13 protein-coding genes are annotated in these 14,507 nt (G+C 36.8%); 10 read left to right on the top strand and 3 right to left on the bottom strand.

Annotated features, from left to right (window positions below; all coding sequences use genetic code 11):
• Positions 1–56 precede the first annotated feature (56 nt).
• Entirely contained in the window at positions 57–1,829 is a 1,773-nt protein-coding gene (aspS, locus tag AAHI99_RS03930; RefSeq protein ID WP_342227008.1) for an aspartate--tRNA ligase, read from the top strand.
• Positions 1,830–1,913: 84 nt separating this feature from the next.
• Here aspS and AAHI99_RS03925 read toward each other — a convergent pair whose 3' ends face one another.
• Positions 1,914–2,222, bottom strand: a complete 309-nt coding sequence (locus AAHI99_RS03925) for a hypothetical protein (RefSeq protein WP_342227007.1) — start codon at positions 2,220–2,222, stop codon at positions 1,914–1,916.
• Complete coding sequence (locus AAHI99_RS03920; protein WP_342227006.1) at positions 2,200–3,405, bottom strand: hypothetical protein; 1,206 nt, start codon at positions 3,403–3,405, stop codon at positions 2,200–2,202. Before AAHI99_RS03920 ends, AAHI99_RS03925 begins: the two co-directional genes overlap by 23 nt.
• Before the next feature lie 518 nt (positions 3,406–3,923).
• Here AAHI99_RS03920 and AAHI99_RS03915 point away from each other — a divergent pair.
• The 8 genes from AAHI99_RS03915 (at position 3,924) to AAHI99_RS03880 (ending at position 12,380) form a co-directional block, all read left to right on the top strand.
• A complete protein-coding gene (locus AAHI99_RS03915; protein WP_342227005.1) occupies positions 3,924–4,748 on the top strand; it encodes a hypothetical protein in 825 nt (274 codons plus the stop codon).
• A 49-nt stretch (positions 4,749–4,797) separates the two neighbouring features.
• A complete protein-coding gene (locus tag AAHI99_RS03910) occupies positions 4,798–5,514 on the top strand; it encodes a YebC/PmpR family DNA-binding transcriptional regulator (RefSeq protein ID WP_342227004.1) in 717 nt (238 codons plus the stop codon).
• Positions 5,514–6,062 (top strand): crossover junction endodeoxyribonuclease RuvC, encoded by a 549-nt coding sequence (gene ruvC / locus AAHI99_RS03905; RefSeq protein ID WP_342227003.1) that lies wholly within the window; start codon positions 5,514–5,516, stop codon positions 6,060–6,062. Before AAHI99_RS03910 ends, ruvC begins: the two co-directional genes overlap by 1 nt.
• On the top strand, positions 6,059–6,658 hold the full coding sequence (ruvA, locus tag AAHI99_RS03900) for a Holliday junction branch migration protein RuvA (protein ID WP_342227002.1): 600 nt from the start codon (positions 6,059–6,061) through the stop codon (positions 6,656–6,658). The genes ruvC and ruvA overlap by 4 nt, the downstream gene beginning before the upstream one ends.
• A gap of 159 nt (positions 6,659–6,817) precedes the next feature.
• Positions 6,818–8,560: a hypothetical protein gene (locus tag AAHI99_RS03895; RefSeq protein ID WP_342227001.1), complete on the top strand. Its 1,743-nt coding sequence runs from the start codon at positions 6,818–6,820 to the stop codon at positions 8,558–8,560.
• A 228-nt stretch (positions 8,561–8,788) separates the two neighbouring features.
• Positions 8,789–9,703, top strand: coding sequence for an HBL/NHE enterotoxin family protein (locus AAHI99_RS03890; RefSeq protein ID WP_342227000.1), 915 nt, complete (start codon positions 8,789–8,791; stop codon positions 9,701–9,703).
• Positions 9,704–9,720: 17 nt separating this feature from the next.
• Positions 9,721–11,112, top strand: a complete 1,392-nt coding sequence (locus AAHI99_RS03885; protein WP_342226999.1) for an HBL/NHE enterotoxin family protein — start codon at positions 9,721–9,723, stop codon at positions 11,110–11,112.
• A 1,073-nt stretch (positions 11,113–12,185) separates the two neighbouring features.
• On the top strand, positions 12,186–12,380 hold the full coding sequence (locus AAHI99_RS03880; protein WP_342226998.1) for a hypothetical protein: 195 nt from the start codon (positions 12,186–12,188) through the stop codon (positions 12,378–12,380).
• A gap of 103 nt (positions 12,381–12,483) precedes the next feature.
• Here AAHI99_RS03880 and AAHI99_RS03875 read toward each other — a convergent pair whose 3' ends face one another.
• Complete coding sequence (locus AAHI99_RS03875) at positions 12,484–13,194, bottom strand: hypothetical protein (RefSeq protein ID WP_342226997.1); 711 nt, start codon at positions 13,192–13,194, stop codon at positions 12,484–12,486.
• A 228-nt stretch (positions 13,195–13,422) separates the two neighbouring features.
• Between AAHI99_RS03875 and ruvB the strand changes: the two genes are divergently transcribed.
• Positions 13,423–14,478, top strand: a complete 1,056-nt coding sequence (gene ruvB, locus AAHI99_RS03870) for a Holliday junction branch migration DNA helicase RuvB (RefSeq protein ID WP_342226996.1) — start codon at positions 13,423–13,425, stop codon at positions 14,476–14,478.
• Positions 14,479–14,507: the final 29 nt, after the last annotated feature.

Genomic DNA, 14,507 nt, shown 5'->3' with positions numbered 1-14,507 from the left:
GAGGATTGCGAATTGAGCAGCAACACAGACAAAAATTTAAGTGCGAAGAGTATATTATGCAAAGAACACATTATAGCCAGCAAATAAGCCAAAACTTAGTTAATGAAACCGTGCAAGTTTGTGGCTGGGTACATCATCGTCGTGATCATGGCGGCATCATTTTCATCGATTGTCGCGATCGCACTGGACTCTTGCAAGTGGTTTTTAATCCAGAACAAGCGGATCTATTTAAGCAAGCAGAAACATTACGTAATGAATATGTGGTGCAAATTAGTGGAAAAGTCTGTTTGCGCCCGAAAGGCACCGAGAATGCCCATTTAAAATCTGGAGCGGTTGAATTACAAGCGACCCAACTTAGTATTTTAAATACTTCAGCACCCTTACCGATTTCTATCGATGCCTATACACCGGTGAGTGAAGAAGTTGCTTTACGCTATCGCTATCTGGATTTACGACGACCAGAAGTCCAAGAACGTTTTCGCTTGCGGACACACGTCGTGCAATTGATACGGCGTTTTTTTGATGAAAAAGGATTTTTCGATATAGAGACACCCATGTTAACGAAAGCGACACCTGAAGGGGCTCGTGATTATTTGGTACCGAGTCGCGTTCATCCCGGTGAATTTTATGCGTTGCCGCAATCACCACAATTATTTAAGCAATTATTGATGATGTCCGGATTTGATCGATACTACCAAATCGTACGTTGTTTTCGCGACGAAGATCTACGCGCCGATCGACAACCTGAATTTACGCAGCTGGATATGGAAATGTCTTTTTGTAATGAAGAGGATATCCAAACACTCAATGAAGCATTGATTCGTCACTTATTCAAAGAATTATTGGATGTGGATTTACCCAATCCTTTTCGGCGCATGACGTATGCAACAGCGATGCAACGCTATGGTAGTGATAAACCTGATTTACGTATTCCGTTTGAATTAGTTGACATTGCTGATTTGGTTAAAGACATCGAATTTAAAGTTTTTTCGGGGCCGGCGAATGATACACAAGGACGAGTAACCGCATTGCGTATTCCTAAAGGCGGGGATTTAAGTCGTAAAGCCATTGAAGAGTATACACAATACGTTGCTATCTTTGGCGCTAAAGGTTTGGCTTATATAAAAGTGATCGATCGCGCATTGGGACTGGAAGGTCTGCAGTCGCCGATCTTGAAATTTATTCCAGAGGCGACAGTCGAAGCCATTTTACAACGTGTCAGGGCAGAAAGTGGCGATATTATTTTCTTTGGTGCTGGCACAGCAAAAATGGTCAGTGAATCCTTGGGTGCTTTACGTGTCAAATTGGGTCACGACCTTAAGTGTGTTAAGGATGAATGGTCACCTTTATGGATAGTGGACTTTCCCTTATTTGAATATGATGCGCAAGAAAAACGTTGGCAAGCCTTGCATCACCCTTTTACAGCACCTAAAGTCAATGATGCTGCTGAATTACAAGCCAATCCTGGATCATGCTTATCAAGAGCTTACGATATGGTATTAAATGGCTGTGAAATTGGAGGCGGTTCAATACGTATTCATGATACGCATTTGCAGTCGGCGGTGTTTGATTTATTAAATATTAATGAAACTGAACAAAAAGAAAAATTTGGTTTTTTACTCGAAGCACTTAAATTTGGTTGTCCACCGCATGGTGGCTTGGCATTTGGTTTGGATCGCTTGATGATGTTGATGACCGGAGCAAAATCCATACGGGATGTCATCGCTTTTCCAAAAACCCAGACAGCGAGTTGTCCGCTAACGCACGCTCCAAGTCCCGTTTCTGATCAACAATTGAAAGAGTTATCACTACAGATTCGTAAAAAATAAAAACGCTAGGGCGCTATTATGTCTAATTGCCATCCGCAGTTGTAAAAGCAACGCGGGTGTGCCACTTATTGGCTGAAATTGCCACTAAAAAATGTTGCGTTTATTTATTGAATGCACCTGTTGGGTATAAGAATTGAGTTCTTGCTCTTGTCCTTGCTTGGGATAAGCTTTTTTCAATGATTTTTTTTGCTTTTTGCTCATTTTTATTTCACTAGGTTCACTCTGCGTCTGCGCTGGTCTTTTCCACATTTGTGTATTGCATGTATTCTTCTCAAGCGATACTTTTTTAAAGTTCTTAGAAGATTCACCCTTTAACTGAATTAAGTTTGAATTATCTTCAAGCAAAATTCCACATTCGTTTAATCCGTGATCAAGTTCTCCAGTTACTAGCATTTGCACAGCTTCTCGGGCTGTTGCCCCCCCCAGAGGGTTTTAAAACAACCACATTCAGATTATGATCAAAAACAAAAAACGGCTTACTCGTATTAGGCCCTTCGTAGCTTAGCTGAAAACCGACATCTTCTCCTATAATAGAATTATAGTTATGTTCATTTTTTTCATTGCCATTAGCAAAGGTTATTTTTCCAAAACATATTGTTTTACTTTTTTCTTTTTCATTAACAATAATTGCTTTTTGTGGAATAATTTTTTCTATAAGGAAATCATTATTTGCAGATAATTTAATAGTTTTTTTGCTAGAGTAGAGACTATAAGCATTCGGGTGAGCATAAGGTTCATCTATTTCCAAAGTGTGTTGATGTATTAAAATATTAAATTTTACATTGCGGTATAATGACCCGATTTTTCGTGCGATCTTGATCAAGATACGAGCGGACATTCCTGAAACCATGGTATCGACAAGGCCTATTGTTTTATGCCCATTTTTTATTGCCAATATAATAGCTTCTTCTAAGCGCTGAATATGTTCTTTTCTGCTATATTCTGGCATTAACGGCTTTGTTGTTATAGTAGCGCCTTCGTTCGTAAATAGGCTACTCCATGGATTTTTCTTAATTTCATACACTGCTTCTTTCATTTCATGTTCATCAATCGATTTTTGAGAAACTTTAGAAATTTTTATTGATGAGATTTTCCCAGAGTCCTTTTTTGATAAGCTTGACTGAAAACGCAGATTTTTAAGTAAGTCAAGAACGGATGCGCCACCTCTTTCAGTAGCTATAACAATACTAACTCCATGATGATTATTTAATAATTGCTTCATTGCCTTTCTATTAATAATTATCTGTTTTGAATAAACAGAACCCTGCCCCATAAAATATTCCGAATCTTTGCCGCGTAAAGAGCTTTGAGCTAAAATTCTCCGGTTTACATCAGGAGATTCAATATTTTTCACATACTCACTAAATATAATGTGTAAATCTTTGGGTATTGGAAATCTATTTAGCGAAAGTATTTTTATATGCTTGGGTGGAAGTTCCAAATAAGGTGAGTAAATTTTGTTGATGTAATAAAATTTTTGAAATATTTGGGTGCTAGTTGACTGTTTTGTAGGAAAAACTACTTTTTGAGCATTTGGTATGTTTGGAAGAGTTTCAAGTACATTTGAACGTGACAAATCAATTTTTTCATAGGTAATCCTACCCAAAAAGTTATTATTGTAAAGTTATCAGGCGAAAAATTAATTCTATAATGTCACAAAAAACCTGCAAGTTACAAATAATTAATGATGGTTTTTTTCATTTACCAACATTGTCCTAAAGTTTTTCAATTTCTATTGACTTGTATAGGGTATTGTCAGATACCTATATTTTTTTACATATGGTTTTACAAACTATTTAACAAGAGTTGCTATTATGGCGAGTTTACTCGTTTTAGTGCAAAATTAGACACTTAAAGCGAGTTTAGCTTGCGCTTTTAAAGCCATTAATAATAATATGAGCACATTTGTGTCGATTGAATCCACGCAAAGCCGATTGTGTATTAAAATTTGGCTTTGGTGTCTTTGTGGCTTATTTTAGGTAAGTCATTGCAGTTTTATTGCATGCTGTCGTGGGTTTACTTGGTTAATGCCAATGATAGCATTGTTGTTTGTTCTTGAGTATCAGCATATTTTTTTGGATAATCATTAAGTCTATGTCAGATTCTACTACGGCAAATTTTAGCAAAGCGATGAGCGGTGATTACCGTATTCCAATTAAAGCGATCTTTTTGGAGGCTTGGTATCGGGTAAAAGGAATGAAAGCCGCTTTTTGGCTAGGTTTTCTTTACTTCATACTGGTGATGGCGGCGGCTTGTCTAGTATTAGGCTTAGTATTAGCTTTATATGACGTGTTTATATTGTCATTGGCAAGTGCGCATAATGCAGGCTTTTTGTATAACTTAAAGCTAGGGCTTAAATTTATTGTGGTTGCTATCGTTGAAGTGTTACGTTTTTTATTAACCGCTTCGTTAGCCTATATGGCTTTACAACATTTACGTAATCAAGCTATTCATGCAAATATGGTTTTTTCATTTCGTCATGCTTGGCGGCCATTGTTAATTATTGCATTATTACTCTATCTATTTAATAGCTTTATCATCTCTGGCACGAATATTCTTTTACATAGCACATTATTTAAGCAACAGATTGCTTTCCTAGGATCAGGTTTCGGCAGTGTTTTTTTATTACTTATTTTTTTTATCTGTTTCTTTCTATATTTTTACTTTTCGGTCCTCGTCTATATGACTGTGTTGCTGATCTTAGATCAAAAACTAACCTGGAAAGAAAGTTTAAGTTTGGCCTTTCAGTCAGTAAATAAACATTTTTTTAAAAATGTTGGTTTGATTATTGTAACCAGTTTAGTATTTGGACTTTTAGCGTTGATGACCTTAGGAATCGGTTTAATTTGGCTATTACCAATGACCTCCTTAGTGACGGCGATCCAATATAATCAAATTTTTTGTGAAGGTAATTTATAATAGCGCATGGGTATAGTTTAAGTAGATGTATAATTAGAAGAGAGTTGTTATGGCAGGACATAGTAAATGGGCAAATATCCAGCATCGAAAAAATAAACAAGATGCTAAACGCGGTAAATTATTTACCAAACTAATCCGCGAAATCACAGTGGCTGCTAGAATGGGAGGCGCTGATTTAAATAGTAATCCACGTTTGCGTTTGGCGGTTGATAAAGGTTTATCCGCTAATATGACCCGAGATACCATTGACCGTGCCACCAAGCGCGGTGCTGGCGGTTTAGATGGTGCGCAAATGGAAGAAATTCGTTATGAAGGTTATGGACCTAAAGGCGTTGCTGTTTTAGTTGATACCTTAACCGATAATCGCAATCGCACCGTCGCTGAAGTACGCCACGCATTTAGCAAATCTGGCGGTAATTTAGGCACGACAGGATCGGTTGCTTATTTATTTAGTAAAAAAGGGGTGATTACTTTCCCACCCGGTTCCGAAGAAGAGCGTATTTTGGAGATTGCTTTAGAGGCAGGCGCCGAAGACGCTATCACTTATCCTGATAATAGTATTGATATTTGGGTTGAAGAAAGTCAATTAACCGTCTTAACTAAACTTTTTCAAGAAAAAAAATTAAATTTGGCGAATAGCGAAGTGACTTGGTTGGCGAGTACGAAAGTTGATCTGAATACTGAGGATCAAGAAAAACTGGAACACTTAATTGATATGCTAGAAGATTTAGACGATGTGCAAAATGTCTATACCAATCAAGCTTAATGCTGAATCACCAAAGCCATAATGTAGCTAAAAACGTCATTATTTTAGGTATTGATCCGGGTTCGTGTATTACCGGTTATGGCGTCATTCAAATTGCAGGTTCACAATTAAACTATCTCGATAGCGGTTGTATTAAAATCGCAAGTATTGCTTTTTCTGAACGACTGGAAAAAATATATACCGGTTTGCAAAGTATCGTTGCTCAATATAAACCGAATGAAGTGGCCATAGAACAAGTATTTATGCATATTAACCCGAATGCTGCACTAAAATTAGGTCAAGCCAGAGGCGCTGCGTTAACGGCAGCAGCAATGGCTAAATTAATGGTCAGTGAGTATTCTGCGCGACAAGTCAAACAATCGGTGGTGGGTTATGGGGCCGCGAGTAAACAACAGGTACAACATATGGTACGCTTGTTATTAAATCTGGATCGCTCACCACAAGCGGATGCTGCCGATGCGTTGGCGATTGCGATTTGCCATGCGCAAGTGCGGCAAACGGGAGAGCGAGGACTTAAACAAGGATTTCGCCGAGGAAGAAGACGATGATCAATCGATTGCGCGGCATACTGATTGAAAAACAGCCACCGTATTTATTAGTTGAAGTGGCCGATGCGTTTACCTATGAAGTGCAAGCTTCTATGCACACTTTTTATCAATTGCCGGAATGTGGAGAAAAAGTTTTTTTATATACACAGTTTATTGTGCGTGAAGACGGCCATTTTTTGTATGGATTTAGCACAGCCGATGAGCGAGCATTATTTACACAATTATTAAAAGTAAATGGCGTAGGACCCAAAGTTGCGCTAGGAATTTTATCAAAAATAGAAACTTCAGAATTTATTCGTTGTGTCGAACAACAAAATGTGAGTGCTTTACAGGCAGTTCCGGGTATCGGAAAAAAAACTGCTGAACGCTTAATCATCGAAATGCGTGATCGTTTAAAAAGTTTATCCCATAACCAATCTATAGAGCTCGATAAAAATATTATTCGATCATTACAACATGTCCAGCAGGACGCAATTTCTGCGTTAGTTGCCTTAGGCTACAAGGCTCAAGAAGCAAATCGGGCGGTATTGCAGATTAAAGACACGACTTTATCCTTAGAATCGTTAATTCGACACGCTTTAAATAGTGTCGGTTAAGTTTGTTGAAGCGTAAATTAGCAATTTACATTCTTCTTTTTGATAATGATTTTCTTCTTTGAAACACTTAATATTTCTAAGTTTTTCAATATATCATAAAACTATAGATAGTTTGTTGCATTAACTCTCTACAACAATATTTAATAATTGGAGTTGTATATGCCTTTGCCAATCGAGATACAAATCGCTTTAAAAAATTATGACCAACGCAAAGGATTTTTGAGGTATCTTTTCGGCGATCATCCATCTATAAAAGCCCTACGAAGACTTGAGCCGGGCGATCAAAATAATATTTTTAAAATTTATCAGTGTTTTCACGAAAATTTCCCCAAAAAACATCAGGAATCTCACGTTGTCTACCAAGCACTAGTTCGTAATATTAAGGGAGATTCCCTTCCTGAAAATGCTATTCCCAATGCGCGTGCTAGATATTTTAAGTCAGTCACTGAAATACTGGATTTTTTTATCCAGATTGGACTCGTAACACAAAACACCTCTGATTTAGTAAGAAAACATATACGCGGCCCTGCTAGAAATTTTCTTTGTAGTATCGAATTCCTTAATCGTGCGGGTCTTTTAAACCAAAAAAACTTAGATGCTATTGGTGTTGCAGAACATAGCAGTGATTTTTTCCTGATATTTAATCTACTCGCTAAAAACCCAATTTCATGGCCATTCACACAAGAGAAGTTTGATTCATTAAAGTCGAACACTAGCTTGTGGACCTTGTTCTCTATATTGTCTGTAATTAGGCAAAGTAGGCTTATAACCTCAGAGAACTTTGATCGATTACTTCAGTTACGTACCGAGAATAACTTCCTATATACAAGCCATGCCTGTCAAATTATTTGGGGGAGGATACCCGGCCATTTGTTAACACAAGTTGTGTTTGAACAATTAATAGTCTTTTCCCATGGAGAAAACCCAGAGCAGCAAATAGAGCAGTATGTAAATCGGCTGCTAAATAGGAATCAAAACACTCCCGCTATAAATGGAGATCAAAGCACGCATTATGCTAGCGTCCATCAAAGTGTATCTGATTCGGCAAAAAAATTATTTAATCGTTATGGTCAAATGATAGAAAGGGATCGTTTGGAAAATACCCAACAAATGATCCGTGATTATGTTGATCAATTAGCGGATAATTCAGAAAAAAACAAAGCGGCTAAACGCTGTATTCGCAGTATTGCTAATCACAGTTTTACTGATCCCGACTCAGGACTAACTACTCAACAACTAGTCGCATTAGTTTTTTTAGCGATGCATGATGCTGGGCAGCGAGTGGGCTCTTTATTAGACGCCAGAGAACAATTTGTTGAAGGATTATATGAAATTCAACGTGGTTATAATCTATCAGAGACGGGCTTGGATAATGGTATTCCTGATAAACCCATTTGTGCAGGAGGAACTTTTAACAAACTAATAGAAAAATTAGAAGGCGTTCATCCTGATGTTAGGGTTCTTCACATAACACCTGCCATCGCATCACTTAAGTTGCCTGTCGTTGTTCATGAAGTGGCAGTAGATTATTTATCAGGCTTAACAAAGCCTCACACTGTTGAAGCTCTATGTAGATTTACACAATTAATCGATCAAATTAAACAAGATAAATGTGTTGATGTTATTTGGGATAAAATTAAAACTAAAATTACCGATCGAATGTTTGATGAATTTGGTAGTCTCTATAACAATAAAGCAGATCCTAGATTTATTGACCTGGTGGATAATGGACAATACATAAAATTGAAAGATTTAAGCCGCTTCCAAAAACAAATCTCAGTCTCATCGGGCTATAAAGAATATTGTAGACAAATTCTTCATTCTACAAAATTTTTTCCAAAACAAGAAACAGCATTGTTAGACAAAAGTGCTATGTATACACAAGAAAGCCTGCGCCTTTGATCTTAACAAATTTTCTAATACTGAAACAGTTATTAGTTTTTTAGTTTAATGATCTAAAACAAACACGAAGTTCTTATCCCGTGTATTTATAACTTGATTTTACATCGTATTATGTAGTTGTAGATATAATTTATTTGATTAAAATTGCTATTGGATAAATGATAAAAAAACTATTAATTTGAGAGTTTTTAAGTTATTTCGGGATTCAAACTTATTAGGGAATGAACAATGTCATGTGATTGTAAAGAATTAAAAGTGCATCAAAACCATCCAAAAATTTATGAAAAATTAGCGAGACAAAATATTCAAACGAAAGCATCTGTATTCATTACTCATGAAAATATCTTACAACTTGCTAGGATAACAAATTCAAAAGGTGGAGAAGCAGAAGTTATTATTCAACCACTAGTAGATAAAGTTAAAAGCTATGATAGTCAATTTAATAAAAATTGTAATCAGTTATTCGAACTCATAGAGTTGGTCGGTGATGGTAATGCGTCAGCAATTAATCAATTTAAAAACTTACTTGACGATATTTCTATCAATGTGCAAGACATTCAAATCTTAGCACAGTCCAGCCAAAACGAATTAAACAGTTTACGTGAAAAAATTTCAAAAAGTATAAGCAATTTAGCGACAGAAATTAATCAATTAGAAATAGAACAAGGGCAACTTTCTAGAGAAATAAGCCTATTAGTAGATGAAATTCGTGCATTACAGCAAGAACTAGATGATTTAAGATGGTGGTGGATGCTATGTCTTATACCTATTACTTGTCTTTGGCTTCCTACCTTAATCCAGGAAGTGGCCTATAAGAAAAGCCAAAAACAGGAAGAATTAAATCGTAAAACTTCAGAATTAAATTCAAATTACTCTAGATTGGATTTTCAAAAGAAACAACAGCAAAGTCTAATCATTGAGCACAATGAATGTAATACGCTATTAGCAAGTGTTTCTACGTCTAATAGCACGTGTATCTTTATTGTAAATAATATTTCCGGAATTGCTGAAATATTAGACAATATTGATTCTGAGAATACACCCCGTTTATTGCGACGCCAGCTAATGATTCTACAAAAAAACTGGGAGGATCTCGTCAATGGACTGGGATTCGTTGCCCTCAGTTTAAGTAAGCATAGTTAATTTAAAAGGAGAAAATTATGTTAAATTTAATAAAATCGGATACAGAGTATTGTACCCATGTGCCAAAAAACAAAATTGATAGCATTATGACTTTGTCAGCTGTACTAGAAAATGCAAAGAGTATAGACACTTATAAACAAATAAGGGAAAGTACGATAGATTTTTCGTTTTTATCACTTAGGGCGCAAGATGATTATTTCAAGAAATTAAGTAATCAATCTATAATACCTGAGGATACAGAATGTTTTTCATCCGCTAATTTTTCACAAGGTGCCATCGTACAAAATTATTGTGTTCAAACAACGACTCAGGCGATTGTGATGCCGCCTGATCCAGAATTTCAGAATGTTTCTAAAATTCAAGAAGATGCACAAGAGCATGCTAACCTTTGGTTGAGTAACCTAAATGAAAAAGTCGTTGGGATTAATTCCAATGGAAAACAATATTGTAATCTTATTATTACTTATGAAAATGATATTGATAATCTTGTTGATGATGTGGTTAATAATATTTCAGGGGCTAAAGATAACTTTGTATCAGAAATAGGCCTCTTAAAAGATGAGGCGGTATCCCGAAGTAAAAAAATTACAGAGGTTACTAATGGATTAAAGGATTTTCGAGTGCTCATTAGTGAAGACGGTGCACAGTTTCAATCAATAAAACAGAAAGCCGATATAAAATATGATTCGAATACGGGTGAAATGAAGCAATTAAAAGATGCAATGGACGCTTTAGAGGAAGTTATAAGCACTTACAATGCGATTATTGCCGGCGGTGTTGTCGCGACCGTCGTTGGATCGTTAGTTATTGTAGTGGGTGTTTTGTTAGAACTTCCCTCAGCGGGGGCATCTACTGCTATTGTTGGCGCAGGCACCGTTATTACTGCGGGAGGAGGTTCCGCTATTGGGATTGCGACACAAAAACGAGATGAAGCCAGCAAGGACTTAAGGGAAAAGGCACTTAGATATAATATATTACAACAAACTTGTGCCTTATTAGAAACTATCAGTGGCCAACTAAAGAGTTTAATCCTTGGGAATAATGAATCAGTCAATGCCGTACAAGCAATGGCAGTGGCCTATCAGATTATTGCAACCAATCTGGAAGGTATTATTGAAAATGTTGATACTCTGGTTGGAAATACGGATTCTGGAGCGATGCTTAAACGCATGTTAAAGGTGTTTGTGCAAAATGGAAAAGATCTGAAGGAGTTATATGTAAAATATGAAGCGAATGGAATATTGCCCGTACAGCCTAGCCGGCCAGTATGGAATTCATTACATTCCTTTAGCCGTAAGATTCCACCCCTACCACAAAAACCTATTTCAATGGAGGAGTATTTAATAGCAATCCAACGGAAAATTGCTTGGCAGCGTCGTCGTCATAGAGGGGTGCGCCAGTTTACATAATGTAAAATCTTGAATTCAATAAGTTTATGCAACTTTTGTACAAATAATAAAATTATAATGCGAATCTTGCCTAAGGAACAAAGCAAGTGATAGGGATGGAAGGCTTGGGGTAATGGATATAAGCGGCAATAGCGGAAAGGAGATTGACGAGGCCGTTGATAGGATGGCGATGCCTAGAGTGTTCAAGATGAAAAGTATTTTTCAATTAGGACACGTTTTTTAAGTAGAACTATAAGGAATACGGCTTCTCTTGACTAAACTATCCATTATCCTTTCCCAAATCCCTTTGTCTTTTGCGCGTTTAAAAAAGCGATATACCGTTTTGCACATATATTTAGCGGTACAAAAGGCATCATAAATGCGCGAGTCGCTATGCTCACAAAAAATTTTGGCCGTCGTGTCCCCAAAATTTGTTCGTATCACACTACTATCATTAGGCCGCGACCGTCCTGCGTCCGACGCGGACTCATCCCTAACGGGATTCATGCTCGCGTGTCTCCCACAGTGACTTTACAGCGTAATGCATTTCCTGCTTTGCCCGTCAACGCACGCCTATCGCGGGGCTCATTGACTCCGCACTTCGTTCTCTCCTTGTCTCGTCGGCAGTAGGGCTGCGCGTAGCTTGGAAAAAAGTTGTCCTTGCTATTTTTTCCTTGCAAATACGTGTATCTTGACAATCAGTTCTAACGTTCGCTGCTAGGCTTAAGGGTTGTTCAAAAATTATCGTTTTTATTCCAAGAGTACATCTTATCTCTGCTTTTTTTTCATCTTGTTTTCCTATTATTTTATCAGCAGCCAGCGTGGTTTTATTTTTTTAAAGTTTGTTATAGTTCATTGTCATCACTAGGGTGCTTTGTTGATTAACCACCATTTTGAAATTTTAATCGTTTTCTTTTTTAATCACAAGGATGGCTTTTTGACTATCTATAACTCCTATTCCTTAAACAAGATTCGTGTTTATAATAAAATATTGTTTGTTTAAAATAATAAAAGGTTGCAAAATGGGTTATAAACAACTTGATTTTAGAAAATGATATCAAATTTATGGTTTATGGAAATCTGGTTATAACCAAATGGAAATTGCAAAAGAAATAGGTATTCACAAATTAACGATTAGTCGAGAATTTAAACGTAACACACAACTTATGCGTACCCAATGGGGTTGTTGGCAATATAAAACCCACTATGCTCAGACCTATGCTGAGGAAAGACATAAGAATAAACCGAAATTCGCGGATCCAAATCATAAGTGCAACGCCTTTTCTTAATTATCTATTGGTCTGAAAATTTTTTTGCATTACAAAATACAACTAGTAATTTAGCAATGAGCAATTTCTATAGAAAATTAATAAACACGTTAATAATTTCAGATCAAGTCGAAGTCAAACTGGATGCTAATTGATTAGCATGTGTTTCATCCTGATTAATAGGTTTATTTTCTATAGAACCATAGAAACAAGGAGAATAATCTCTTCTATTACTAGGACCAGGTATGGATATAGCTTGTGAAGATGAGGGCGTTTGAACTGCGGTTGGAGTGGCTTGTACTTTTATTTTTAAAATATTATCTGCTGCATCAATTGTTCTGAGTTCATCTTCAACGTTATACAATGTTTCTTGCAGGTTTTTAGCGGCCTCTCGATTATTAAAAAATAAATCCATCAACACCCAAGAAAAAATAAATAGAGGGATGACCGCTACAGGTGGAAAGGTAATGGATGCAAGAGCGCTGGCAATTATGAAAAAACCAACTATTCCACTCATGTTATCTGGAATGATATTTAAAAAATCCTTGAGTCGTGGATAACGCTCACAACTGATTTTATAGTGATTAAGGGCTTCAATAAGTGTGTTAATATTTGCTAAGGCATAATTTTTTTCATCACACGCAGTTTTTGCTAAAACATCTAATTTTTGAATAATTTTTAGGCAGTCCTGCACTAATGTTGTACGACAACCCTTTAGCTGTTTAATACGGGTTAAATCCAATGTATTTTCAGTTACTGGAGAGCATTTCAACTCATTGTAAAAGGATAATGTTTCTAATAATGTTGCAGTAAAGGCTGAAAATTTTATAAGCATGCGTAATTCCTTTTTGTTGTATTGAAAAAAATATACAATAGGCTATTTTTTTTATCTCGGCAATGATGCAATAAATTATTCTGAGACAATAAAAATTGCATCGACTTAGTTCAAATAAACTTTTTTCAAGACACGGATGCTTGCTAAAAAATCAGTAATTAGCTAATAATAGAACGATTCACGACACTTTATTAATTTTTGTCGGTTCATCTCCGGTTATTATTATTTATGCAAATCTCAGATCGCTTAACTTCGGCTAAAAAACAATCTGATGATGAAAAAAATCTTCCTCGCATCCGTCCCTTAGCATTAGCTGATTATTTGGGACAAGCCTCAGTGTGTGAGCAAATGGGTCTATTTATCCATGCGGCCCGCGCAAGAAACGAAGCTTTAGATCATGTGTTAATTGTCGGACCTCCGGGTTTAGGTAAAACCACGTTGGCGCATATTATTGCGCATGAAATGGGCGTTGCACTCAAACAAACCTCAGGCCCCATTTTAGAAAGAGCAGGCGATTTGGCCGCGTTGTTGACGCATCTTGAAGCCAAAGAAGTGTTGTTTATTGATGAAATACATCGCTTGAGTCCAGTGATTGAAGAAATATTGTATCCGGCTTTAGAAGATTATCAATTGGATATTATGATAGGCGAGGGGCCAGCGGCGCGTTCGATTAAATTAGATTTACCACCCTTTACATTAATTGGCGCCACGACACGTGCCGGTTTGTTAACGTCACCTTTACGGGATCGGTTTGGAATTGTACAACGTTTAGAGTTTTATAGTGTCGCGGATCTTTGCCGTATCGTGACGCGCTCGGCAGGAATTTTAGGTGTGGTGATCGATCCTCTGGGTGCCAATGAAATTGCCAAGCGTGCTCGTGGTACACCACGGATTGCGAATCGTCTATTACGCAGAGTTAGAGATTTTGCTGAGGTGAAAGCCGATGGTAAAATAGATCAATGTTTGGCCGCACAAGCTTTAGATCTATTAGAAGTGGATAAAGAAGGTTTTGATCAACAAGATCGAAAATTATTATTAACACTTATCGATAAATTTGAGGGTGGACCGGTGGGTTTAGATAGCTTAGCAGCAGCCATCGGTGAAGAACGTGATACGATAGAAGAAGTGATCGAGCCGTATTTAATTCAGCAAGCATTTATCATGCGTACACCACGAGGTCGGATTGCGACGAAAAAAACCTATATTCATTTTGGATTGACCATGCCGGGTCATCTTAACGGACAAAAACAACTCAACTATGATTTTTCTGATAAAATAAACTAAATTTAAATGTATACTCACAGCAATCGGTT

It is taken from the genome of Rickettsiella endosymbiont of Rhagonycha lignosa (assembly GCF_964031165.1).
Taxonomy (GTDB): Bacteria; Pseudomonadota; Gammaproteobacteria; order Diplorickettsiales; family Diplorickettsiaceae; genus Aquirickettsiella.
This window is presented reverse-complemented; position numbering and strand designations above follow the sequence as displayed.